We start from the raw sequence: 22,786 nt of genomic DNA, 5'->3' as shown, positions 1-22,786 counted from the left end.
CGCGGACTTCGTCTGCGGGCAGCGCCGTCGGGCCCGGCGCGGCGACGCGCGCGGGGCCGGTGTCCGGGAGGCCCGCCTCAGGCGGTCGGAGGCGGAAGGACGAGTGCGTTCGACGGCATGCGCGCAACCCTATGCGGCGGTGCCGCGGGCCGACAACTCCCGTTCCGTGCCGCCGGAGGCGACCGGTTCCGAGGAGCCCTTGGCGGGCGCGGCGGACTGGGCGATGAACGCGCCGACCAGGACGACGGCGCCACCGGTGACCTGCGGCGCCGACAGCTGCTCGCCCAGCAGCACCCAGGCCAGCACGGTCGCGATCACCGCCTCCAGACAGGCGACCACCCCGGCGACCGGCGGCGACAGGCGCCGTACGGACGTCACGCCGGTGATGTAGGCGATCATCGTGGCGACGAGCACGATCCAGGCCAGCAGGGCGGCGGCCGGGACGGCGGTGCCGTCCAGGTACGCGGGGCCGGCGAGTACGGACCAGTCCGTGCGCCAGGGCCGGGCGACGAGAGTGAGGACGGCGGTGCCGGCGAGCAGTCCGTAGGCGATGACGCCGAGCGGGTCCGGCGCCTCCTCGCCCGCGTCGCCGCCCTGGTCGGAGAGGACGAAGTAGCCGACCTGGCAGCACGCGGCGCCGAGCGCGAGCAGCAGTCCCAGCGGGTCGAAGCTCAGCCCGGACCAGACCTCCACCACACAGGCCAGGCCGGCGGCGGCGAGGACGACACCGAGGGCGGCGGCGCGGGTGACCGGCCGCCGCTGCACGAACCGCACCCAGCCGAGCACCAGCGCGGGCGCGAGGTACTCGACGAGCAGGGCCACGCCCACCGGGATGCGGGAGAGCGCGGCGAAGTAGCAGGCCTGCACGCCGGCGACCGCGAGCAGCCCGAACCCGGCGAGCAGCGCGGGCCGGTGCCTGGGCAGGGCCCGGTGCCGTACAGCGAGCGGCAGCATGACCAACGCTGCGCCGGCCACCCGCAGCCACACCACGTGCAGCGGGTCGAGTCCCGCCTCGATCAACGGCTTGGCGGCGACCCCGGACCCGCCGAAGGCCAGCGCCGAGACGAGCGCGAGTCCCAGCCCGACACCCCTGCCCCGACCGCCCTGACCGCTCTCCGACGTACGCACCGGCACATGATGGCAGGAGGCGTCAGGAGCGTCATCCCCGTTGACACCTGTCTCAGCTGGTGGACGACGGGCAGTCGGCCTCGGTGCCGGTCGCCGCCGCCTCCCTGCACTCCTCCGCGTACTCCTCGGCGGCGTCCGGTGGGCCTTCGACGGGGATGCCGACGTGCCGCAGGACCTCCGCGGCACGCGAGCGCGGATCGCCGACCAGCGCGGCGAACAGGTCGGCACCGGTGACCAGGGACGCGCCACGCCGTCGGGCCCGCTCCCGGGCCCCGGCCAGTGCGACGGCCGCCGTCGGGGACCAGCCCCCGCTCTCGCGCGCCTCGCCGCGAGCCGCCGGGACGGCGGACAGGAGGTCACCCGCGGGTACGGCGGCCGTCCCGCCGGAGTCCTCCACGCTTGCCTGCCAGCGCAGCCCGTAGCCGATGCTGCGCTGCACGAGGTACCCGAGCAGCCGGGCGAGCCGGGGCGGTGCGCCGACGGCCGCGCGGACCTCGGGATCGTGTTCCAGCAGGGAGTGCAGCAGATGCGCGGTGTCGACCTGCCGGTCCCCGTCCCGCACGGCCCGGCGGCGGGCACCGGCGAGCACCGCTGCCAGCTCGGCGCCGAGTCCGGCATCGTCGTCCAGGTGCGCGCTCGCCTCGTCGGGGGCGGTCCAGCGGGCGGTACGGGTGTGCACGTCCCCTACCTCATCAGCCGCGACGGCCGGAATCGTCCGCGAGGGGAACCATTTCCGCGTCCCACGGAGAGTGGAGGCCGCCCGCCGGCATCTCATCCTTGCGGAGGAGATCTGGAGGAGATCCGACCGAACCACCACCAGTGCGCGGGCGCGCCGGATTGCGCACCCGCACCTCGGGTATACGAAGGGCGCCCCACGCGCGTGGGGCGCCCTTCCCATTCCGGCCGCCGAGAGCCGGCCGTCAGCCTTCTGTCCTCAGTCCTCGTCGGCGAGGATGAGATACAGCTTCTTGCGGGCGTCGTTGATGACGGTCAGCGCCTTCTCGCGCTGCTCCTTGCTGCCGGTCTTCCAGACCTGGCCGAAGGCCTCCATCAAGCCGACCCCGGCCTGCCGGATCTCGTGCAGCGCCTCCCAGTCGACCCCGCGGGAGGCCTCCTCCCAGGGGGCGTCGGGCCCCTCGTCGGCGGCAGTGCGGCCGCTCTCGGTGAGCGAGAAGAGCTTCTTGCCGCCCTCGCTCTCGCTGGCGATCAGGCCCTCGTCCTCCAGCAGTTGGAGCGTGGGGTAGACCGAGCCGGGGCTCGGCTTCCACGCGCCGCCGCTGCGCTCGGCGATCTCCTGGATCATCTCGTAGCCGTGCATGGACCGGTCCTTGAGCAGGGCCAGGATCGAGGCCCGCACGTCACCGCGCCGCGCCCGCCCCCTCGGCCCGCCACGCCCTCGCGGCCCCCAGGGACCGGGACCGAATCCGGGACCACCGGGACCGCCCGGACCAAAACCGGGGCCACCGGGACCGAACGGCCCGAAGGCGGCCCGGCGCTCGTCGAACCCGAACCCGCCCCGACCCCGTCGGCCGTGACCCTCGTGTCCGTGACCACGCTCGAATCCGTGGGTACGCATCACGATCACTCCATTCCATCGTTGATCTGTCACGTATGCATCGCGTATCGTTCGCGATGTCTCAACGATATATCGGAACCGATCGCCTGACAAGCCCCAGTCGAGGATGACCGCATGACCTGTCTCAGCGAAGTTCGATCGGTCTCACTGAACTTTGACCACTGCCCGTTTCGTCTCATCGGAGTTTGACCGGCGCTGGCGGTATGCCTTCTGCCTGCAGCGTTGAGAGCACGTCCTGCGTAGGTTCTGGTTGCGCCCTGGTGGCAGCGGTCCTTCGCAGACTTCGCAGGGTCGTGACGGCTGTGCGCTGGCCGGTTGAACCGGCTTGCGTGGCGGTGAGGGCCGCGCCGGTGGCGGGGGTGGAGGAGAAGGGATCGCAGGGGGCTGCCGGGGTTTCTGGCGATGTGCCCGTTGGCGGCATCGGTCCGAGCATGTCCGGCGTGGTGTGAGCATCTGGTCGCCGCAGATCGGGCAGCGGAGTGGGTCAGATGGATCTGCTGGGTCTGCTGGGTCTGCTTCGGTGTTCCATTTCTGCTGGTGTCTGAGGTAGTTGGCGCGTCGGCAGGCGGAGGAACACGGGCGGTAGCGCTGTCCGGGCTGGATCTTCATGCTCTTGCCGCACTCTCGGCAGGGGGCTTTCAGCGGGGCAGCGAGAGGGTGGCGTTTCCGGTGTGCCTTCTCGCGGCAGGCCTGGGAACAACGCAGGGCCCGGCGTCCGAAGACGTCCGAGGGCGGCATCTCGGCGTCGCACTCCAGGCAGCGTCTCGTCTCCAGGGTGGCGAGGAGGGTTTCGGGGTCGCGGCCGGTCGCGGCGGCCAGCCGGGTCCAGCTGGGAAGGCCCAGATGGTCGGGCGGTTCGCAGAGGTAGGTCCGCAGGTAGCTGGGCGGGAGATGGTTGGCGTGGGCCAGGCGGACGATGAAGGACCGGATGCCTTCGCCAGCCTGGGGACGGACCTGGAAGGGCAGGACGCGGATGTTCTCCTGGGTCATCGGGAGTTCCCGGACCTGCGGAGCTGAGCCGATTCGGCGGCGACGTCCAGGGAGACGGCCTTCAGCCCGGCTTTGGTGATCTTCTCGGTGCCGTTGAAGATCGCGTCGATCGCGGCTCCGCGGATCTGATGGGAGAGGGCGCCGATCATGCCGCCGGTGCGGTCGTGCAGGTAGCGGTCGAGTTTCGCCAGGGTGCCGAGCTCGTGGCGCCGCAGGGCGAGGGTCTTCTCCATGGTCGCGACCAGGCCCCGCCACTCACTGTTGTAAGGGAAGGGCTGGGTGGGGATCAGAGTGAATCGGCCGGCGATCTGGGCTCCGCGGGTGCCGGTCAGGAGGCTGCCGTGCTCGATGTCGATGCCGGCGTAGATGAACGTGGCGGGGATCCGCTCGGAGAAGTACTTGAGGGTGTCGGCGACTTCGGCGCCGTGCTGGGTGGTGAGCGAGATGTTGTGGAGCTCGTCGACCAGGATCATGCCGGTGCGGGCGTCGGTGCAGACACCGACGACGGACTCGATGAGGTCGGTGATGTTCATGCGGGCCATCACCGGCAGTCCGAGGAACCGGGCGAACTCGGCCGCGATCATCCGGGGTGTCGCGGCGGGCGGGACGGTGATGTAGATCACCGGCTTGCGGTCGGTGGCGGTGGGGTGCCGGGCCCGGTCCAGCAGCTCGTGGGACAGACCGAGCTGAGTGATCGCGATGGTCTTCCCGGTGCCGGCGGGGCCGGAGACGATCAGGCCGCGGCGGGCGCTGATCGCATGGCGGTTCAGCACGACCAGACGACGGCCGCTGGCGACGGTGTGCCGGACGACGGAGGTCGCGACCACCAGCAGACGGCCGTGATGGTCGAGGCGGGCTTCGTCGAAGGCTGCCCGACCCGCCTCGCCGAGCGCGTCGTACTGAGCGTCGTCGAGCCGGGGCGGTGGCCCCGGCGGCCCGTCGACGAAGCGGCGCCAGCCGTCGATCGTGGTCAGGTGCCGCTGGGAGTCCTGGGGCAGCGCGGACGAGGCCGTCATGAGCGCTTCCAGGGGTCTTCCAGCGGGTCGAACAGTCCGAGTGGGATCACCTCGGCCAGCGAGTCCTCGCTCTCTTCCTCCTCCTCGGGTTCCGCCTGAGTGCTGGGAACCGATGCCGGAGTGAGGGGACCTGCGGCTTTCGTGCGGGCAACCACCCGCCGATCGCGCTTGCCGGGCTTGGAACCCTGCTTGGGCTCAGGACCGGCATGGGCCCGGGTGAGCAAGGCGGCGACCGCGTCAGCGATCTCCGTCTCGGTGGCGCGAGGAAGTTTGCCGCTGACGTGGTCCCAGGCCAGGTCTCCAAAGGGAACCGGGACACGGGCGAGGTGTTTCCAGGTGGCCTGGACCCATGAGTTGTCATCGCGGTGGTCACGTACCCAGATCCGGGACACGTCGTAGGGGTCGTGGTGGACCTCCCAGAGGCCGCGTTTGGCCACGATCCCGGAGTCCTGGCGGCGCATGCGTCCGAGCTCGGGGCTGTCGTAGGTGCGGTTCTTGATCCGGATGCCGTATTCGTTGACCACCCGCCATTCCGCGGGCAGGAGTTCGACGTAGTCGTCGCCGCTGAGCGCGACGGGGACGTAGCCGCAGGCCTCGATCAAGGTGGCGTACTTCTCGTTCGGTGTGAACAGCCGGCCCGGGTGGGAGGGGTCGCGCAGTCCGTCGTGCGGACGGTTCTGCCACTTCGCGACGATCCATTCGTCCAGGAGTTCCTGCAACTCCAACAGAGACCAGAGCCGTTCACGTTCCAGGTGACGGCCGCGGCGGTCGCTGTTGCGGCCGGTGTAGCCGGGCAGGAACTGGGCGAACAGCGTGGCCACCGAGCCCAGCATCTTCTCGATGTGGCCCTTCTCGAACCCCGAACCCTTGTGCGTCGGCTGGAAGTCGATCTCCAGGAAGCGGCAGGACGAGCGGAAGTTCCGCGAGATGAACACGCTTCCGTGGTCGCAGACGATCACCTCCGGGACGATCACCGGCCGGGCCGCGGCATGGGCCAGACGCTCGTCGAGGGCCAGAAGTCGGCGGTGCGGCAGCACCGAGCGGGACATCGTCAACGCATCTGTCCAGCCCGGCCGCATCGGCTCGGGTGTGACGCTGCGGGCCAGCAGCACGCTGGCGTCCACCGACTTCGTCGTCGGCCGCAGCACCGCCGCGGTCAGGGTCCTGGTCGCGACGTCGATCATGGCGGTGAGTTCGACCTTGCCGGTGACCCCGTTGTCGAGCAGGACCAGCACGTCCAGCGGGGTGGAGTCGATCTGCATGACCTCGCCTGGCGCGAAGACGTGAAGCTGCCCGTGCGGTGTCGTGGCCCCGTTGGCCTTGGACCTGCGGGTTTCCGCCGATCCAAGGGCGTGTGTGCCCGCCGTCAGCTTCGTCAGCAGCCGATAGAGCGTGGCGCGGGAAGGGAGCTTCACCTCCCGCCCCTCGGTGTCCTCTTTGAGGATCTCTTCGGCCCTCCACAAAATGTATGAACCGGTGCGGGTGGACCCATTGACGCCTTCTTCGATCGCCCGCCGCACCGCATCGACCACCGCTTCGTCGACCTCGCCGAACCGCGGAGTCCTGCGGACGGGCCGGTGGTCGGCCAGGCCGATCACCCCGAGTTGCTGATAGCGGCGACGCCGGTGGGCGACCGTGCTGGCGGTCACCTTGTGCCCGGCGGCTGCCAGTTCGGCGGCTTTGGCCCGCTGGCGTGCGGTCAGAGAGCGATCCGGGCTGTACTCGTCTCGCGGCAGCGTGCCGGAATCGACCCCAGGTGGCAGGCCGTGCAGCACCTCCAGGATGTGCCCCTCCCACCACAGAGCCCGCTCGACCACGTCTTCGGGAAAGGTCTCCAGCAGCGACGCGGCCGGCAGCGGCATCCGAGCCGGAGTGTCCACGACCTCGAAGTCGTCGGCCTCGAACAACTCGAGCAACGACACGACCAGATGCGGCTGTTCGTCATCGCTCAGCGTCGCGGTCAGAGCCGAGACGGCCAGCACCGCCCGCAGCTGCCCGGCGAACCGAACCCGGTCTCCGACCGCCAGCCTTCCCGGCCGCTTCAGCCGACTCATACCGACCGACCTGCGGCCCAGACCAGGCTCTCCGAGTCCAGCAGTTCGGATTCGAGGTCCGCATCGAGCCGGCCCGACCACAACAGGTGGAACAGCACCGGAAGCACCTGCAGCCGGTCGCCCACGAGTTCGGCCCCGGCCCACGTGCCCATCGGCTCGTTAAAGACGTCGATCAGTGCAGACGCGACCGATGCCGGGCGTCCCGAACGGGCCCTGCGGTAGCGGGCCAACCAGCGGACATTCGCCATGAACACCGGATCCGGCGTGCCCACCCACTCGAACTGCCAGCCCACCGCCTCACAGGCCCGCCGGGTCGCCTCGAACGACTCCTCGGTCCGTTCGTCCATACGGTCCGCAGAGCGGACGTCGACCACCCGAGCCCGACCGTCGACAAGGCGTACGAAGTAGTCCGGGGCGTGACGACGCCCTTTGTGCCCGTCATCCCAGCGCAGCCAGAACGGCTGAGCAGCGATCCCGACGACCTCCCGATCCCGGTCCATCAAGATCAGACGGTCTCGCTCCAGCCACGACTCGTAGCCCACGTGGCCGGCCGTCGTCACCGCGTAGTACCAGCCTGGGAAGCTCTTACCTCCCTTCACCCAACGGAACTCGCGTACCGGATCGGCCACCTCGAACGGGACACTCCATGCCTTCCCCAGCGGCAGCCGACGCCGACCATCAGGATGGGAAAACTCCAGCTCAAAAGCCGAAAGTGCCTCGTCGCCAAACGCCTGTGCAGCTGTCGCCACCGCCGCCCCCTCGCAAGCCTCGACCGCTGCGAACGTAGAGCAGACGCCGGTCAAACTTCAGTGAGAACGGTCAAAGTTCGCTGAGACGAGTCACCGCAGACAGCGACGATCACTCCGATCGACGGGTCTGTAGTGTGCGGCGATGACAAGAAGCGAGCGGCTCGCGGAGCAGTTGGACTGGTACTGGCGCAAGAACCTGCGGCCACGGCTGGACGGTCTCACTGACGAGGAGTACTTCTGGGAGCCGGTGCCCGGCTGCTGGAGCATCCGCCCACGTGGCACGTCGGCCGCACCGATGTTGGAAGGCTCGGGGGAATGGACGATGGACTCCGCGTCCCCTGCCCCGGTGCCGGTGCCGGTGACCACGATTGCCTGGCGGCTGGCGCACATCATCGTCTCGTGCCTGGGCTATCGGGTGGGCTGGTACTTCAGCGGCCAGGACGTCGACTCCCGGACATTCGCCTACGCGGGGACCGCTGACGAGGCGCTGAAACAGCTCGATGAGATGTATGGGAGATGGAACGCGGGGGTCCGCGAGCTCTCGGACGCCGACCTGGACAATCCGCCCACGGTGGGTCCCGAGCGGTTTCCCATGGAGAACAGGGTCCTGCACGTCAACAGGGAGCTGATTCATCACGGCTCCGAGATTTCCCTGCTGCGTGACCTCTACCGCTGGCAGGACGAAGCAGGACCGCACCGAGTATGACGTCCACAGCCTCGAACGGCATGTCCCAGCCGGCCCCCGGCGATCGGCGCACGAGCCTGTCGTTGACGGAGAAGGCCAGGTCAAAGGCCTCAAGGCAGCCTCTTGTGATGACGGGGAACGAGATGATCGCCATCCCGCCGGGGCAGGTGACGCTGTCGGACCGGCGGACACAGCGCAGGTGGTCGGTCGAGCTCGCGCCCTACCAGCTCGCGGCAGTCCCGGTCACCCAGGCGTTGTACGCACGGATCACAGGCCGGCGGCCGAGCACCACCCCTGGGGAGCAGCTGCCCGTCGAGTGCGTCTCGTGGTGGGACGCGGCGCGGTTCTGCAACGCCCTGTCCCAGTGCGCCGGCCTCACGCCCGCGTACCACTTCCCTGCCGAGACCGAAGACATCGAGTGGGACGTGAGCGCCGACGGGTATCGACTGCCGACCGAAGCCGAGTGGGAGCACGCCTGCCGTGCCGGGACGACCGGGCCGCGCTACGGGGAACTCGACGAGATCGGCTGGTACCGCGGTAACTCGCACGAGCGCATCCACGAGGTGGGCGGCAAACGCCCCAACTCGTGGGGGCTCTACGACATGCTCGGCAACGTCTGGGACTGGTGCTGGGACGTCTACGACGCCGAGGTCTACGGCGCCTACCGGGTGCTCCGTGGCGGTGGCTGGTTCGATGAGCACTGGAGTTGCCGGGCCTCCGCGCGGCGCCGCAGCCACCCGACGTTCCAGGTCGACGACGTGGGGTTCCGCGTCGCGCGTTCCGTCGTGCGCTGAGCCACGTCGCGCGCGAAGCACCCGGCCTGTGCGGGTCGATCCGGCGGTAGCGTGATCCTCGTGACGGCTGAGGACGAGGCGCTGGTCGGCGGGATGGTGAACACGGGGGCGGTTTTCCGCCGGGGGGAGTCGGTGGAGCGACCGGCACCGCGCAACGCGCCCGCCCTGCATGGCTGTCTCCTCGTGCTGAAGGAACACGGCTTCGACGGGGCGCCGGTCCCCGTCGGTCTCACCGCGGACGGCCGTGAGCAGCTGACCTTCGTGCCTGGCGACGTGGCTCTGCCGCCGTTCCCGGACTGGGCGATGACGAGTTCCGCCCTCGAATCGGTGGGAGGCCTGCTGCGGCGCCTGCATGACACCAGTGCGGCCGTCGCGGTCGACCTCCGTGCCGAGTGGCCCCGGGCCGTCCTCTCTGGGACGTCGCCATGACTGCCCGCTACTGGGTGCCCATGCTCGATCCCGGGTCCGCGGCTGCCGTCCACCCCTCCGGACTGGACGCGCCCGCACGGCTGCGGATCCTTGCCGACGGCTACGGCCTCTCGGCGGAGGACCGCGCCGAGTTGCCCGGCGTCATCGAGCAGGCCACGGAGGTCTGCCGGGCCTTCGTCGCCCGCCGCGTGGCCGACGGAGACCCCGGCTATGTCAGGGCGTTGACCGAGCATGGTGGATGGGAACGCTGGGGCCGTGCGCAGACCTGGCTGGTGGGCCACCGCCGGACCTTCACGGCTGCCCTGCTGAACTGACCATCCGAGCCTGGACCACACAACCCTGACCCGCAGGGAAAGGCCAGGACTCGCGAATTGGCCTTGGTCCCGGCGGTGACGCAGCCGCTAGCGTCGCCGCCATGCGCATTCGAATCGTGGACGCCTTCACCGACCGCCCCTTCGCCGGCAACCCCGCCGGGGTCCTGCTCCTCGACGACGTCTTCCCGGACGACGACTGGCTCCAGAACGTCGCCATGGAGGTCAACCACGCCGAGACCGCGTTCGCGCACCGGCTGCCGGCCGGCGGGGAGGCGGACTGGGCGCTGCGCTGGTTCACGCCGGCCGCCGAGGTGAACCTGTGCGGACACGCCACGCTCGCCACGGCCCACGTCCTGCACACCACCGGCACGCACGAGGGCCCGGTACGGTTCGCCACCCGCAGCGGCGTGCTGATCGCCACGCCCGCCGCCGACGGCTCGATCACCCTCGACTTCCCGACCGCCCCACTCACCGCGGTGGAGGTCCCCGCCGGGGTCGCCGAGGCACTGGGCGCCGCGCCGGTCGCCACCTTCGACACCGGCCCTAACGTCGGCGACCTGCTGGTGGAGCTGGCCGACGAAAAGACCGTCCTCGGCCTCTCCCCCGACCTCAGGACACTCGGCGCGTACTCCGCGCGCGGGGTCATCGCCACCGCCCGCGCCGAGGACCCCGGCCGCGGCTACGACTTCGTCTCCCGCTGCTTCTTCCCGAACATCGGCATCGACGAGGACCCGGTCACCGGCAGCGCCCACACCGTGCTGGCCCCGCACTGGTCGGCCCGGACCGGCCGTGACGACCTCACCGGGCTCCAGGCGTCCCGCCGTACCGGACTGGTCCGCACCGGTCTGCGCGGTGAGCGCACGCTGCTCACCGGCCGGGCGGTCACGGTCATCGAGGGCGAGCTGCGCGCCTGAACCGCGGCTGCCGGCGGCACTCAGGCCGTCGGCAGCCAGTCCACCCGGCCGGCGAGCAGGGCGTAGCCGACGAAGGCGCCGATGTCGAGCAGCGAGTGCGCGACGACCAGCGGGCCGACCCGGCCCCAGCGGCGGTACAGCAGGACGAAGACCACGCCCATGGCCATGTTGCCGAGGAACCCGCCGACGCCCTGGTAGAGGTGGTATGAGCCGCGCAGCACCGAACTGGTCACCAGCGCGGCACCCGGCGTCCAGCCCAACTGGCCGAGCCTGCGCAGCAGATAGCCGACGACGATGACCTCTTCGAGGACCGCGTTCTGGAGGGCGGAGAGGATCAGCACGGGGTACTTCCACCACACGTCCGGCAGGGCCTCGGGCACCACGGTGAGGTTGAAGCCGAGGCCGCGCGCGGCCAGGTAGAAGGCGATGCCGACACTGCCGATCACGGCGGCGATGCAGGCCCCCCGGCCCAGGTCGGGCCGGGGGCGGCCGCGGTCGAAGCCCAGCGTGCGCAGGCTCGTGCCCTCGCGGATCAGCAGATGGGCGACCAGGGCGACGGGGACCAGCGCTGAGGCGATGCCGAAGAGCTGCCAGGCGAGGTCCAGCCATGGGCGTCCCGGCGCGGCCGAGGCGTTGAGGGTGGCCGCCTGGTCCTTGAGGCCGCCCGGTTTGGTGACGGAGCCGACGAAGCTGATCAGCGCGGAGACCCCGCTCGCGCCCAGCGAGAGCGCGAGGACGAGCAGCGTCTCGTCCCGCAGGATCCGTCGCGGGTCACGCTCCCGCGCCGGCGACTCCCCCACCGACTCAGCCTCCACCTGCACTCCTGCCTCCTGCCGCTCACGGGCCCACGGCCCCTCTCGCCCGGCAAGGATCGCAGAAGAAGATATGAACACCACGCAGCCCACGGGCCAGCGGCGGCATGGCCGGTTCCGCACCACACCGGCCGACCGGTCCCCAGGACGCGGCGCGCGACGCGGCGGCGGCCGGCTCCGGGACACGGTCAGCCGCCCAGCGGCGTACACGTCACGCGACCCGGTCGCCGACCGTCCGTCCGGCGCCCGGCACCCGGCACCCCGCGCGACGGCAACGGGACCGGCCGGGCAGAGCCCACACCGCCCACCGCCACAGCGACGGCGCGCCGCGTCACCCCGCCGGAACCGTCTCCGGCAACCCCACCGGCCACATGTGCACCGGCTCGCCCCCGTGCATCAGCTCGGCGTAGCGCCGGGTCGTCGCCGCCAGCGCGGCGTCCCGGCTCAGCCCCTGTTCCAGTGCCTGGTGGAAGGTGGCCGACTGCCAGGAAGCGCCGTTCACCCGGCGCCGGCACCGCTCCTCGATCACGCCGAGGTAGAGGTCCCGGTCGGCCGGCTCGACGCCCCACGCGTCCAGGCCCGCGTAGGCCAGCGGCAGCAGCTCGTCGCGGACCAGTGTCACCGCGTCCACCTCGCCCGTGCCGCCGTACCGGCCGCGCCGTGGCCAGGTGAAGCGGGCGTCGATGCCATACCGGCACGCCGCGTCGAAGTTGGCCTCGGCCGCGGCGAAGGGCAGCCGGGTCCAGATCGGGCGGGAGTCCTCGGCGAGGGCGCGTACCAGGCCGTAGTAGAAGGCCGCGTTGGCGATCACGTCGGTGATGGTCGGTCCGGCGGGCAGTACCCGGTTCTCCACGCGCAGGTGCGGGACGCCGTCCGCGATGCCGTACACCGGCCGGTTCCAGCGGTAGATGGTGCCGTTGTGCAGGACCAGTTCGGCGAGCTTGGGGGTGCCGCCGGCCTCCAGCACCTCCAGCGGCTCCTCGTCGTCGCACAGCGGCAGCAGGGCCGGGAAGTACCGCAGGTTCTCCTCGAAGAGGTCGTACGCGGAGGTCACCCAGCGCTCCCCGAACCAGGTGCGCGGCCGTACCCCCTGCGCCTGGAGTTCGGGCGGCCGGGTGTCGGTGGACTGGAGGAACAGCGGCGGCCTGGACTCCTGCCACAGCTCGCGGCCGAAGAGGAAGGGCGAGTTGGCTCCCAGGGCGATCTGCGCGGCGGACGCCACCTGCGCCGCGTTCCACACGTCGGCGAACCGGCCCGGGGTGACCTGGAGGTGCAGTTGCACGGAGGTGCAGGCGGCCTCGGGCACGATCGACTTCGACGTGCAGACGAGGTGCTCCACGCCGTCGATGTCGAGCCGGAAGTCCTCTCCGCGCGCGGCCACGATCTGGTCGTTCAGCAGCGTGTAGCGGTCCACCTCGGAGAGGTTGGAGGAGACCAGGTCGTCCCGGTCCAGCGTGGGCAGGATGCCGATCATGACGATGCCCGCGTCCACCTCGCCGGCCTTGCGGTCGGCGTAGGCGAGTGAGGTGCGCAGTTCCTCGGCCAGCTGGTCGAAAACCCGGCCCCCCAGTCGGTGGGGCGCGATGTTCACTTCCAGATTGAACATGGCGAGTTCGGTCTGGAAATCACGGCTCGCGATGCGTTCGAGCACCTGACCGTTCAGCATGCGCGGCATACCGTCCGAACCCGCGAGATTCAGCTCGATCTCGACGCCCATGAGGTTCTTGGGGCGGTCGAATCGCTTCTCTACCAGCAACCGCTCCAGCCCCGTCAGGCACTTCTGGAGCTTTTCGCGGTAGCGCTGGCGATCGGACAGGTCGAACTGCCCTGCCACGACCTTCTCCCCCATCGAAGTTTCCCTCCTCGGATGGGCGGGCCGTCGATCCGGCCGCCGGGCTCCCGGAGCAGGTCCCCGGGTCAGGATGGATGATGCCCAGCGGAAGCGATCGATAACGTCCCGCGCGGGACCGGCGCCCGCTACTCTGTCTCATGTTCCCTGCGGCACATTCACGAGGCATGCCGCAACTTGCACCTTCGTGTGCCCCGGAACGCCTCGTGAAAAACGCCGACGACATTCGGCCGACCGCTACCGGCGTGTATCGCCAGGTCAGTGACGGCGAGACGGCGCCATAATCGGGATGAGCCACGCAAATCGACGACCCAATAGCGCCTTGCGGGATTTCCCGGCATGGGATAGCTGAAACAACGGTCGAACATCCGTCATATAAACTTCGCCCACAAGGCAGAAGGTTGGCGCCCTCGGTCCTGGTTCCTGCCGTGTTCCGGCCGTCACCCTGACGGACGGCAGGACGAGCCGCACTTTCGTTCACCGACCCGGGCCCCCACCCCTCACGCCTTTCCGTGAGCAGACAGCGCCGTCCGCCCCACCCTCCTCGCGCCGCCGCGCCTGTCGAATGAGAGGCGACCCACATGCCGCTGCACGTGCCCCCTGCCCCCGCGCCCGCCCTGCGCACCGTCCTCACCGCCCTGGACTCGCCCACCGCGGTCCGTGAGGCGCCGACCCCCTCCCTGCGCGCCGCTCAGGGCCCGGTGACACCTGAACTCCCGTTGCCCGTACACGTGTTGGACCGGATCACCGCGCAAGGCCTGACCGCGACCCGGCTGGCCGGCTGGCGTTTCCTGATCCGCTGTGACGGCCGGGCGGTGGCCGCGGCGGAGACCATGCTCACCCCGGACGGCTGGGCCTTCTCGCACTTCTTCGAGGGCCCCTACGTCGCCTCGACCGAACGCGCCCTGCAACAGGCCGAGGTGCTCCAACAGCCGTACCAGGCAAGGCTTTTGTCCCTGCCCGGGCTGTACATGCTCACCCTGTGGCTGCACGGCGACTGCGCCTGCGACGGCGCGGCGGGGCATCCGGCGGCGACCGACCTGCTCATCCCGCTGGCCCCCGCACCGCCCGGTATCTCGGCGCACCGGCCGTTCCGCGTCGCCGAACTGCTCCCGGTGCTCTCCCTCAGAGCGACCACCGTCCCGCTGCTCGGCTCGCCCGCCTGAACCCGCCATCGGTGCCCCGCCGTCCGCACGGACGGCGGGGCACCGCCGTGCGCGAGAAGGGGCAGGCCGATGTGCACCGTGGGCTGAGCCGCTGTGACTAGCCCGTTCCGGCCACCGTAAACCACCCGAAGAGACAGTGCAGTTGGACTGAACCGTCCGCTCGGGTGACGCGTCCTCAACCTGTGAGAAGCGGTGCTGCGAAATACCTGCGGAACGACGCCCAGAGGGCAACACTTGGTTCCGACCGACTTGTCACCACGGGGGACGGACATGACCACGACCCAGCGAAAGATCCCGCCCATGTGCCAGCATCAACCGCCGTGCCCGCAAGCAGAGTCCGCCGACCGGGAGTCCGCCCGCCTCGTGGCGCACCACCCGGAGCAGGGCTGGAGCCTGCTGTGCAACGGCGTCCTGCAGTTCGAGGACACCGGCGAGCTGCTGCCCGACGGCCGGGTCATCGCTCCGCACCGCCCGCTCGGTGCGGAGCACGTGATGACCGCCGCCTGAGCAGGGCGCGTACGACCTGAGGGGCCGGCCGCACACACTCGGTGCGCACCGGCCCCGACGTGTGTCCGATGTCGGTCACAATCGGTAGCCGTACGGAATCGGAGCGCCCGCCTCGGCAGGTTGACGTCCCCTCCCCCTCCCCTGGCTGGTCGAATCGCCCGCATGGGAGTGGGATGGCCCGCGTGGGAGTGGGATGGCAGGAGAGGCCCATGCCGCCGGACCCGTCCGCGGCAGTCGTCCGGCCGGGTCCGGCGGCTGGGGGAAGCTGTGGCGGTGCCGGCCCGGGAACCGCCCGGCGCTGATCCGGCGGAGCGGCACGGCCTGCATGCCGGCCTGCTGACCGAGGAGTGGCAGCGGCTCGCCAAGCAGCGGCTCGCGGCGGTCCTGGGCGAGATCTTCGGCACCCCGGGGCCAGGTGTGCCGACCCACGCCGTCATCGTCCGCGGCACCCGGGCCGGGCACTGCTGGCGACCGCCGACCGGGAGGTCGACCTGCTGATGGTGGGCGCGGGACGGCGAGGACTCCGGCGCGCCTTCTCCGCGCCGGGTCCCCCGGCACTGCCTCGCCCACGCCGCCTGCCCGGTGCCGGCCGTCCCGCCCTCCCCGCCCGAGTCCGCGTTGTCGGCCGTCCGCCGGCGCACCTCCTGGCATCCGCGCCTGGACACCCGGGGACGGTGACCGCGCGCCCGCCGGCCGGTGTTGCCGGCGCGTCAAGGACGGCCCCCACGGCGTCAGCACGCCGTCAAGGTGCCTGCGGCCGGCGCGCGCCGGGGCCGGGAGTGACTACCGTCGAACCCATGGAGCACCGAGACGACACCCGCCCCCGGACGCGGCCCGTACCTCCCGCCGGCCCGGTCCGCGAGGTGAGCGACCGCGACTGGGCGGACGACGTGCGCACCGCCGCCGGCTGCGCCGCCGGGCTCTTCGCGCTGCTGCTCCTCATCGACGGCGCGGCCGGCTCCCTGAGCTGGTGGCGGGCCGGCCTGTGGCTCGTCCTGGCCCTGCTGCTCCTGCTCGTCCTGTTCCCGGCCCGGGTGTCGGCCGGCCCTGGCTGGCTCGCCACCCGCCGGCTGCTGCGTACCCGCCGGGTCCGCACCGACCTGCTGACCGCCGTACGTCCGGAGGAGGGTGTGACCCAGCGCCTCATCCTGCGCGACGCCCTCGGCAACCGGATCGAGATCGACCCCGAGGTGCTCGTCCGCAATCCCGGTCTCTGGTACCGGCTCGCTGAGGGTGCCCGTGCCGCCGAGGCCGCCGGAACCCTGCTGTCCGGCACGACCGCGCTGCACCGTCTCGCCCGCCGTCTGGACACCGCCGCGGCACTGGGCGCGTTCCGGGAGTCCGGTCTGGAGTGAGGCCTCGACGGCTCGGGAGATGACGCAGGGTCGCTGGTCGCCGGGCAGCTCCAGCCACCGTCATCCGTACGGCCCCGCTCCGCCCGGCACACCCCCGGCCTCGCCTTCTTGATGCGGTGGCCGCGTTCCCGGGCCATTCTTAACGCAAGTTTGACGCCCCCAGGCCCCTTGATGCGTGGGCCCTGACGTCACTCTCTGCATACGCTGGTGCCGCCGTCCGCGTGATGGCCGGAAACAGCGGAGTCACATCTCAGGAGCACGCCGATGGCCACGACCGAGCGCCCTCCCAGTCGCCTGCGCACCTGGATGCTCCAAGGGCTGTCCGACATGGGCAAGAACGGCGGGCACACCGGTCCGCACGCCGAACCGGAGCCCCCGCACCGGGGACAGCGCTGGTGGCGGGTGATGTGCCTGACCGGCGTCGACTACTTCTCCACCCTCGGCTACCAGCCCGGTATCGCGGCCCTCGCGGCCGGCCTGCTGTCCCCGATCGCCACCATCGTGCTCGTGATCGTCACCCTGGCCGGCGCCCTGCCGGTCTACCGCCGGGTCTCCGAGGAGAGCCCGCACGGCGAGGGCTCCATCGCGATGCTGGAGCGGCTGCTGTCGTTCTGGCAGGGCAAGCTGTTCGTGCTCACCCTGCTGGGCTTCGCCGCCACCGACTTCCTGATCACCATCACCCTCTCCGCGGCCGACGCCTCCACCCACCTGGTGGAGAACCCGCACCTGACCAGCACGTTGCAGGGCCACCAGATGGTGATCACGCTCATCCTGGTGGCGCTGCTCGGCGCGGTCTTCCTCAAGGGCTTCCTGGAAGCGATCGGCGTCGCGGTCGCCCTGGTCGGCATCTACCTGGCGCTCAACCTCGTCGTCGTGATCACGGGACTGTGGCACGTCGTCACCGCCGGCCATGTGATCACCGACTGGAGCAACGCCCTGACCGCCGAGCACGGCAACGTGTTCGTGATGATCGGTGTGGCTCTGATCGTCTTCCCGAAGCTCGCCCTCGGCCTGTCCGGCTTCGAGACCGGCGTCGCCGTCATGCCCCATGTGAAGGGCGACCCCGGCGACACCGAGGAGCACCCGCGAGGCCGCATCAGGGACACCAAGAAACTGCTCACCACCGCCGCGATCGTGATGAGCTGCTTCCTGATCACCACCAGCTTCATCACCACGCTGCTCATCCCCGAGAACGAGTTCAAGCCCGGCGGCCAGGCCAACGGCCGCGCGCTCGCCTTCCTCGCGCACGAGTACCTCGGCAGCGCCTTCGGCACGGTCTACGACGTCTCGACCATCGCCATCCTCTGGTTCGCCGGCGCCTCCGCCATGGCCGGTCTGCTCAACCTGATGCCGCGCTACCTGCCCCGCTACGGCATGGCCCCGCACTGGGCCCGCGCGGTGCGCCCGATGGTCATCGTCTTCACCCTGATCGCGTTCCTGGTCACCTGGATCTTCGACGCCAACGTCGACAAGCAGGGCGGCGCCTACGCCACCGGTGTGCTGGTGCTGATCAGCTCCGCCGCGATCGCCGTGACCATCGCCGCGCGCAAGGCCGGCCAACGGGGCTGGACCATCGCGTTCGCCGTGATCTCCGCCGTGTTCCTCTACACGACGGTCGTGAACGTCATCGAGCGCCCGGACGGTGTGAAGATCGGCGCCTGCTTCATCGCCGGCATCATCCTGGTGTCGCTGCTGTCCCGCCTGGCCCGCGCCTTCGAGCTGCGCGTGACCAGCGTGACGCTCGACCCGCTGGCACAGCGCTTCATCCGGGACATGGCGAGCCGCAAGATGCGGTTCATCGCCAACGAACCGGACCACCGTGACAAGGCCGAGTACCGCGACAAGGTCGAGCAGATCCGCGCCGACAACGACATGCCCGAGCAGGACGACTTCGTCTTCGTCGAGGTCACGGTCACCGACCCGTCCGAGTTCGAGGCGGGTCTGACGGTGCGCGGCGAGGTGCTGCACGACCGCTACCGGGTGCTCACCCTGGAGTCCGCCTCCATCCCGAACGCCCTCGCCGCGCTGCTGCTGCACGTCCGGGACATCACCGGCTGCACCCCGCACATCTACTTCGAGTGGACCGAGGGCGGCCCGTTCGCCAACTTCCTGCGCTTCTTCCTCTTCGGCCAGGGCGAGGTCGCCCCGGTCACCCGCGAGGTGCTGCGCGAGGCGGAGCCGGACCGCGAACGCCGGCCGCGCGTGCACACGGGCTGAGCGCACCGGCACCTGTGGTCACCGCTTGCCGCCCGCGTGTGCCGGCACCCCCATGGCCGTGGTTCCCGGCCGCCGGCCCTATCGTGGCCGGTATGCAGTCCTACACGATCGGCCAGGCGGCACGGCTGCTCGGCGTCAGCCCCGACACCGCCCGCCGCTGGGCCGACGCGGGCCGGGTGGCCACCCACCGCGACGAGGCCGGACGGCGTCTCATCGACGGCCGGGACCTGGCCGCGTTCTCCGTCGAACTCGCCAAGGCCGGCGGCGGCGACGAGGACCCCTCCTACACCTCCGTGCGCAACGCCTTCCCCGGGATCGTCACCGCGATCAAGCTGGGCGACGTCGCCGCCCAGGTGGACATCCAGGCGGGCCCGCACCGGCTGGTGTCGCTGTTGACCCGGGAGGCGGTCGAGGAACTCGGCCTGGAGGTCGGCATGGAGGCCACCGCACGCGTGAAGTCCACCAACGTGCACATCGACCGCCTCTGACCAATGTCGCGCGTTCTGCTCAGGAGGCGGCGGCCACGGGGGCGGGGTACGTGGCCTCCGGGGCGGGGTGCGCGGCTTCCGGAGCAGGGTGCGTGGCCTCCAGGGCCTTCGGCGGGGTCGCCGCCGCCTCGAAGCGGTAACCGCCGTCCACCCGGATTCCGGTGATCCCGCTGATGTGCCGCGCCCCGCACCGGTCCTGGGGCAACACCAGTTGGGGTCCGGCCGCGTCCAGCGGGGTGCCGTCGATGCCGACCGCGAGCAGGACGGGCGCGTGCGCGAAGTCCGGGTCGATCTCGGCCCAGGACAGCACCGCGCGGTGACCGTCGGTGCCGAGGACCGCGATCAGGAACCGCAGCCGGTCCTTGCGCCGTACCGGGTCGTATCCGGGTCCGGCGTCGGCGAGGACGTCGTACAGGCGCGGGCCGGTGAAGCGGTGGTGCTGGGTGCCGCTGGTCGCGCACTCGAAGCTGACGTCCGCCCGGTGCTGGGGCCAGCGGAGCAGATCCGGCACGGTCAGCCGGGCGGGTCGTAGCAGATCGCCGGTCAGGGCGACTTCCGCGAGCGTCACCGTCGACCACCTCCGGCTGGACCGTACCCGCGCGGGAGCACCGTACAAACGCACATGCGACCCGGACGTCGCGAGTGTGCAGCTCATGCGATGTGACAGGAGACTTACAGGTGGCAGATGCGGCAGTATCATCGCCGCACGGCCGTAGTTGGGCCGGCAGGGCGCGACAGATGTTCCAAGGACCCGAGGAGTAGAACCGTGATGACCCGTTCCGTGCGCCGGACCCGGACGCTTCAGCTGGCCGGCGCTGGAGCCGCTGCCCTGATGGCACTCAGCGCCTGCTCCTCGTCGTCCGACTCCGAGAAGGATTCCGGCGCCACGGCCTCGTCGGCCTCCCCGAAGCTGTCCGGCACGGTCAACGTGTTCGCGGCCGCCTCCCTCCAGGAGAGCTTCACCACCCTGGGCAAGAAGTTCGAGAGCGAGCACCCGGGCACCAAGGTCACCTTCAACTTCGGCGGCAGCGACACCCTGGCCGCGAACATCACCGGCGGTGCCCCGGCGGACGTGTTCGCCGCCGCCAGCCCCAAGACCATGGCGATCGTGACGGACAAGAAGGACGCGGTCGGCACCCCGGCCACCTTCGTCCGCAACCAGCTGGAGATCGCCACCGTGCCGGGCAACCCGCACAAGGTGGACTCCCTGAAGGATCTCACCGGGTCCGGTCTGAAGGTCGTGCTGTGCGACAAGACCGTGCCGTGCGGCGCCGCCGCGCAGAAGGCCCTCGACGCCAGCAAGCTCAAGCTCACCCCGGTCTCCTACGAGCAGGACGTCAAGGGCGCCCTGACCAAGGTGGAGCTGAAGGAGGCCGACGCGGCGGTCGTCTACAAGACCGATGTGCACGCCGCGGGTGACAAGGTGGAGGGCGTGGAGTTCCCCGAGTCCGCCGACGCGATCAACGACTACCCGATCGCCCTGCTGAAGAACGCCCCGAACGCCGAGGCGGCCAAGGCGTTCATCGCCCTCGTGCGCTCCGCCGAGGGCCAGAAGGTGCTGAGCCAGGCCGGGTTCCTCAAGCCGTGACCTCGCTCGACAAGCCCGCCGCGGCCGGTCCCCGCACGGACCGGCCGCGGCGGCGCCGTGTCGGTACCGGGGCCCGGCGCGGCGTGCCGTTGCCCCTGCTGGTTCCCGGCCTGCTGGGCCTGGCCTTCCTCCTGGTCCCGCTGCTCGCCCTGCTCGTACGGGCGCCCTGGCGAGGCCTGCCCGAGCAGCTGACCAGCCCCGAGGTGTGGCAGGCGCTCCAGCTGTCCCTGATCACGGCCACCGCGGCGACCGCCGTGAGCCTCGTCCTCGGGGTGCCGCTGGCCTGGCTGCTGGCCCGCACCGAGTTCCCCGGCCGGGGCCTGCTCCGCGCGCTGGTCACCCTGCCCCTGGTGCTGCCGCCGGTCGTGGGCGGTGTCGCCCTGCTGCTGGCCCTGGGCCGCAACGGCATCGTCGGCAAGTGGCTGGACGCCTGGTTCGGGATCACGCTGCCGTTCACCACCACCGGAGTGATCATCGCCGAGGCGTTCGTCGCGATGCCGTTCCTGGTCATCAGCGTCGAGGGCACCCTGCGCGCCGCCGACCCACGCTACGAGGAGGCGGCCACCACGCTCGGCGCGTCCCGCTTCACCGCGTTCCGCCGGGTCACGCTGCCGTTGATCGCGCCGGGTATCGCGGCGGGCGCGGTCCTGGCCTGGGCGCGGGCGCTGGGCGAGTTCGGCGCGACGATCACTTTCGCGGGCAACTTCCCCGGCCGCACCCAGACCATGCCGCTGGCCGTCTACCTGGCCCTCCAGAACGACCCCGACGCCGCGATCGCCCTCAGCCTGGTCCTCCTGGCGGTCTCCATCGCGGTACTGGCAGGCCTCAGAGACCGCTGGATGACAGCCTCATGACCAACCCCCACCACCCCACCGACGCCGACCCGTCCCCCACCGACGGGACCCCCAACCCCGCCGAAGGCCGGCGCATGCCCCCGCGCCGCACCGACGGCCCGGACACGCCACCCGCAGCCGCCGACGGCGCTCCCACCCCACTAGGGCCACCCGCACCCGACCACGAAACCGATACGGGTGGTGCGGGTGGGAACCCCAATCCGGCCGAAGGCCGGCCCACGGCCCCGCACCGACCCGCCGGCCTCGACGCCCACCTCGTGGTCGACCGCGGAGCGTTCAGCCTCGACATAGAGCTCACCGCCGCCCCAGGGGACGTCCTCGCCCTGCTCGGCCCCAACGGCGCCGGCAAGACCACCGCCCTGCGCGCCCTGGCCGGCCTGGTCCCCCTCACGGCCGGTCACCTGCGGCTGGACGGCACCCCCTTGGAGCGCACACCCCCGGAGTCCCGCCCCGTAGGCGTCGTCTTCCAGGACTACCTGCTCTTCCCCCACCTCTCCGCCCTGGACAACGTCGCCTTCGGCCCCCGCTGCCACGGCGCGAGCAAGTCCGAGGCCCGCGCCCAGGCCACGGAATGGCTCACCCGCATGGGCCTCGCCGACCACACCGGCGCCAAACCCCGCCGCCTCTCCGGCGGCCAGGCCCAACGCGTCGCCCTCGCCCGCGCCCTGGCGACCAGCCCCCGCCTGCTCCTCCTGGACGAACCGCTCGCGGCCCTGGACGCCCGTACCCGTCTGGAGATCCGCGCCCAGCTCCGCCGCCATCTCAATGAGTTCGAGGCCGTCGCCGTCCTGGTCACGCACGACCCGCTGGACGCCATGGTGCTCGCCGACCGCCTGGTGGTCGTCGAGCACGGCCGGATCGTCCAGCACGGCACGCCCACCGACATCGCCCGCCGCCCCCGCACCGATTACATCGCCCAGCTCGTCGGCCTGAACCTCTACCGCGGCCACGCCGAGGGGCACACCGTACGGCTCGACTCCGGCCCCTCGATCACCACCACGGAGGCGCTGTCGGGCCCGGCGTTCGTCGCGTTCCCGCCGTCCGCCGTGAACCTCTTCCGGGAGCGGCCGGCCGGGGCCGGCGCCCGCAACCTCTGGCGCTGCGAGGTCGGCGGCCTGGAGACGCACGGCGACCAGATCCGCGCCGACCTGACCGGCGAACTCCCGCTCGCCGCCGACCTCACCACGGTCGCGGCGGCCGAACTCGACCTGCGCCCCGGCGCACCGGTCTGGGCGACGGTCAAGGCGACGCAGACCCACGCGTACCCCGCCTGAGCAGGCTCGCCCCGTACGGTGGGTGCC

General features: G+C 71.1%; 20 protein-coding genes and 2 pseudogenes. 13 read left to right on the top strand and 9 right to left on the bottom strand.

What is annotated here, in order from left to right; all coding sequences use genetic code 11:
- Nucleotides 1–129: 129 nt before the first annotated feature.
- From NX794_RS05375 to NX794_RS05350, 6 genes are all read right to left on the bottom strand, one after another.
- Complete coding sequence (locus NX794_RS05375; protein ID WP_258777018.1) at nucleotides 130–1,134, bottom strand: EamA family transporter; 1,005 nt, start codon at nucleotides 1,132–1,134, stop codon at nucleotides 130–132.
- 46 nt (nucleotides 1,135–1,180) lie between these two features.
- The gene (locus tag NX794_RS05370) at nucleotides 1,181–1,807 is read right to left on the bottom strand and encodes a Clp protease N-terminal domain-containing protein (protein ID WP_258777016.1); all 627 of its coding nucleotides are present in this window, start codon (nucleotides 1,805–1,807) and stop codon (nucleotides 1,181–1,183) included.
- Between the two features lie 255 nt (nucleotides 1,808–2,062).
- Nucleotides 2,063–2,704, bottom strand: a complete 642-nt coding sequence (locus NX794_RS05365; RefSeq protein WP_258777015.1) for a PadR family transcriptional regulator — start codon at nucleotides 2,702–2,704, stop codon at nucleotides 2,063–2,065.
- 986 nt (nucleotides 2,705–3,690) lie between these two features.
- Nucleotides 3,691–4,710: an AAA family ATPase gene (locus NX794_RS05360; protein WP_258777014.1), complete on the bottom strand. Its 1,020-nt coding sequence runs from the start codon at nucleotides 4,708–4,710 to the stop codon at nucleotides 3,691–3,693.
- Entirely contained in the window at nucleotides 4,707–6,764 is a 2,058-nt protein-coding gene (locus tag NX794_RS05355; protein ID WP_258777013.1) for a Mu transposase C-terminal domain-containing protein, read from the bottom strand. The genes NX794_RS05360 and NX794_RS05355 overlap by 4 nt, the downstream gene beginning before the upstream one ends.
- Nucleotides 6,761–7,513: a TnsA-like heteromeric transposase endonuclease subunit gene (locus tag NX794_RS05350; protein ID WP_258777012.1), complete on the bottom strand. Its 753-nt coding sequence runs from the start codon at nucleotides 7,511–7,513 to the stop codon at nucleotides 6,761–6,763. The genes NX794_RS05355 and NX794_RS05350 overlap by 4 nt, the downstream gene beginning before the upstream one ends.
- 142 nt (nucleotides 7,514–7,655) lie before the next feature.
- Between NX794_RS05350 and NX794_RS05345 the strand changes: the two genes are divergently transcribed.
- The 4 genes and pseudogenes from NX794_RS05345 (at nucleotide 7,656) to NX794_RS05330 (ending at nucleotide 10,649) form a co-directional block, all read left to right on the top strand.
- Nucleotides 7,656–8,219: a DinB family protein gene (locus NX794_RS05345; RefSeq protein ID WP_258777011.1), complete on the top strand. Its 564-nt coding sequence runs from the start codon at nucleotides 7,656–7,658 to the stop codon at nucleotides 8,217–8,219.
- 107 nt (nucleotides 8,220–8,326) lie between these two features.
- A complete protein-coding gene (locus tag NX794_RS05340; RefSeq protein ID WP_258777010.1) occupies nucleotides 8,327–8,992 on the top strand; it encodes a formylglycine-generating enzyme family protein in 666 nt (221 codons plus the stop codon).
- Between the two features lie 93 nt (nucleotides 8,993–9,085).
- Nucleotides 9,086–9,735: pseudogene (locus NX794_RS05335) on the top strand (aminoglycoside phosphotransferase family protein).
- Nucleotides 9,736–9,836: 101 nt separating this feature from the next.
- Nucleotides 9,837–10,649 (top strand): PhzF family phenazine biosynthesis protein, encoded by an 813-nt coding sequence (locus NX794_RS05330; protein WP_258777009.1) that lies wholly within the window; start codon nucleotides 9,837–9,839, stop codon nucleotides 10,647–10,649.
- A 20-nt stretch (nucleotides 10,650–10,669) separates the two neighbouring features.
- Here the strand turns inward: NX794_RS05330 and NX794_RS05325 are convergent, their stop codons facing one another.
- The gene (locus tag NX794_RS05325; RefSeq protein ID WP_258777008.1) at nucleotides 10,670–11,470 is read right to left on the bottom strand and encodes a CPBP family intramembrane glutamic endopeptidase; all 801 of its coding nucleotides are present in this window, start codon (nucleotides 11,468–11,470) and stop codon (nucleotides 10,670–10,672) included.
- Between the two features lie 322 nt (nucleotides 11,471–11,792).
- Nucleotides 11,793–13,310, bottom strand: a complete 1,518-nt coding sequence (locus NX794_RS05320; protein WP_258777007.1) for a glutamate-cysteine ligase family protein — start codon at nucleotides 13,308–13,310, stop codon at nucleotides 11,793–11,795.
- Nucleotides 13,311–13,891: 581 nt separating this feature from the next.
- Between NX794_RS05320 and NX794_RS05315 the strand changes: the two genes are divergently transcribed.
- The 6 genes from NX794_RS05315 (at nucleotide 13,892) to NX794_RS05290 (ending at nucleotide 19,043) form a co-directional block, all read left to right on the top strand.
- Nucleotides 13,892–14,476 (top strand): hypothetical protein, encoded by a 585-nt coding sequence (locus NX794_RS05315; RefSeq protein WP_258777006.1) that lies wholly within the window; start codon nucleotides 13,892–13,894, stop codon nucleotides 14,474–14,476.
- A gap of 300 nt (nucleotides 14,477–14,776) precedes the next feature.
- Nucleotides 14,777–14,983: a DUF5999 family protein gene (locus NX794_RS05310; protein ID WP_258777005.1), complete on the top strand. Its 207-nt coding sequence runs from the start codon at nucleotides 14,777–14,779 to the stop codon at nucleotides 14,981–14,983.
- A 273-nt stretch (nucleotides 14,984–15,256) separates the two neighbouring features.
- Entirely contained in the window at nucleotides 15,257–15,481 is a 225-nt protein-coding gene (locus NX794_RS05305; protein WP_258777004.1) for a hypothetical protein, read from the top strand.
- Nucleotides 15,482–15,780: 299 nt separating this feature from the next.
- Nucleotides 15,781–16,338, top strand: coding sequence for a hypothetical protein (locus tag NX794_RS05300; RefSeq protein ID WP_258777002.1), 558 nt, complete (start codon nucleotides 15,781–15,783; stop codon nucleotides 16,336–16,338).
- Between the two features lie 264 nt (nucleotides 16,339–16,602).
- Entirely contained in the window at nucleotides 16,603–18,555 is a 1,953-nt protein-coding gene (locus tag NX794_RS05295) for an APC family permease (protein WP_258777001.1), read from the top strand.
- A gap of 92 nt (nucleotides 18,556–18,647) precedes the next feature.
- Complete coding sequence (locus NX794_RS05290) at nucleotides 18,648–19,043, top strand: TOBE domain-containing protein (RefSeq protein ID WP_258777000.1); 396 nt, start codon at nucleotides 18,648–18,650, stop codon at nucleotides 19,041–19,043.
- Between the two features lie 136 nt (nucleotides 19,044–19,179).
- On the opposite strand, the pseudogene NX794_RS05285 reads toward NX794_RS05290, so the two are convergent.
- Nucleotides 19,180–19,611: pseudogene (locus NX794_RS05285) on the bottom strand (molybdopterin-dependent oxidoreductase); the annotation flags it as partial.
- A gap of 201 nt (nucleotides 19,612–19,812) precedes the next feature.
- Between NX794_RS05285 and modA the strand changes: the two are divergent.
- The 3 genes from modA to NX794_RS05270 are packed head-to-tail and all read left to right on the top strand — an operon-like array spanning nucleotide 19,813 to nucleotide 22,759.
- The gene (gene modA, locus NX794_RS05280; protein ID WP_258776999.1) at nucleotides 19,813–20,631 is read left to right on the top strand and encodes a molybdate ABC transporter substrate-binding protein; all 819 of its coding nucleotides are present in this window, start codon (nucleotides 19,813–19,815) and stop codon (nucleotides 20,629–20,631) included.
- Nucleotides 20,628–21,485, top strand: a complete 858-nt coding sequence (locus NX794_RS05275) for an ABC transporter permease (protein WP_258776998.1) — start codon at nucleotides 20,628–20,630, stop codon at nucleotides 21,483–21,485. Before modA ends, NX794_RS05275 begins: the two co-directional genes overlap by 4 nt.
- Nucleotides 21,482–22,759, top strand: a complete 1,278-nt coding sequence (locus tag NX794_RS05270) for an ABC transporter ATP-binding protein (RefSeq protein ID WP_258776997.1) — start codon at nucleotides 21,482–21,484, stop codon at nucleotides 22,757–22,759. Before NX794_RS05275 ends, NX794_RS05270 begins: the two co-directional genes overlap by 4 nt.
- Nucleotides 22,760–22,786 lie beyond the last annotated feature (27 nt).

Origin of the sequence: Streptomyces pyxinicus, assembly GCF_024753135.1 — a bacterium.
In the GTDB taxonomy this organism is placed as follows: domain Bacteria; phylum Actinomycetota; class Actinomycetes; order Streptomycetales; family Streptomycetaceae; genus Streptomyces; species Streptomyces pyxinicus.
The sequence above is the reverse complement of the archived record's forward strand: the minus strand, read 5'-3'. Positions and strand labels throughout refer to the sequence as shown.

What these genes read in the sequence shown, in the direction of transcription:
- NX794_RS05300 (WP_258777002.1), top strand. Translation starts at nt 15,781, where the DNA reads ATGGAGCACCGAGACGACACCCGCCCCCGGACGCGGCCCGTACCTCCC.
- NX794_RS05295 (WP_258777001.1), top strand. Translation starts at nt 16,603, where the DNA reads ATGGCCACGACCGAGCGCCCTCCCAGTCGCCTGCGCACCTGGATGCTC.
- NX794_RS05290 (WP_258777000.1), top strand. Translation starts at nt 18,648, where the DNA reads ATGCAGTCCTACACGATCGGCCAGGCGGCACGGCTGCTCGGCGTCAGC.
- NX794_RS05365 (WP_258777015.1), bottom strand. Translation starts at nt 2,704, where the DNA reads ATGCGTACCCACGGATTCGAGCGTGGTCACGGACACGAGGGTCACGGC.
- NX794_RS05345 (WP_258777011.1), top strand. Translation starts at nt 7,656, where the DNA reads ATGACAAGAAGCGAGCGGCTCGCGGAGCAGTTGGACTGGTACTGGCGC.
- NX794_RS05330 (WP_258777009.1), top strand. Translation starts at nt 9,837, where the DNA reads ATGCGCATTCGAATCGTGGACGCCTTCACCGACCGCCCCTTCGCCGGC.
- NX794_RS05315 (WP_258777006.1), top strand. Translation starts at nt 13,892, where the DNA reads ATGCCGCTGCACGTGCCCCCTGCCCCCGCGCCCGCCCTGCGCACCGTC.
- NX794_RS05360 (WP_258777014.1), bottom strand. Translation starts at nt 4,710, where the DNA reads ATGACGGCCTCGTCCGCGCTGCCCCAGGACTCCCAGCGGCACCTGACC.
- NX794_RS05310 (WP_258777005.1), top strand. Translation starts at nt 14,777, where the DNA reads ATGTGCCAGCATCAACCGCCGTGCCCGCAAGCAGAGTCCGCCGACCGG.
- modA (WP_258776999.1), top strand. Translation starts at nt 19,813, where the DNA reads ATGACCCGTTCCGTGCGCCGGACCCGGACGCTTCAGCTGGCCGGCGCT.
- NX794_RS05355 (WP_258777013.1), bottom strand. Translation starts at nt 6,764, where the DNA reads ATGAGTCGGCTGAAGCGGCCGGGAAGGCTGGCGGTCGGAGACCGGGTT.
- NX794_RS05320 (WP_258777007.1), bottom strand. Translation starts at nt 13,310, where the DNA reads ATGGGGGAGAAGGTCGTGGCAGGGCAGTTCGACCTGTCCGATCGCCAG.
- NX794_RS05340 (WP_258777010.1), top strand. Translation starts at nt 8,327, where the DNA reads ATGACGGGGAACGAGATGATCGCCATCCCGCCGGGGCAGGTGACGCTG.
- NX794_RS05270 (WP_258776997.1), top strand. Translation starts at nt 21,482, where the DNA reads ATGACCAACCCCCACCACCCCACCGACGCCGACCCGTCCCCCACCGAC.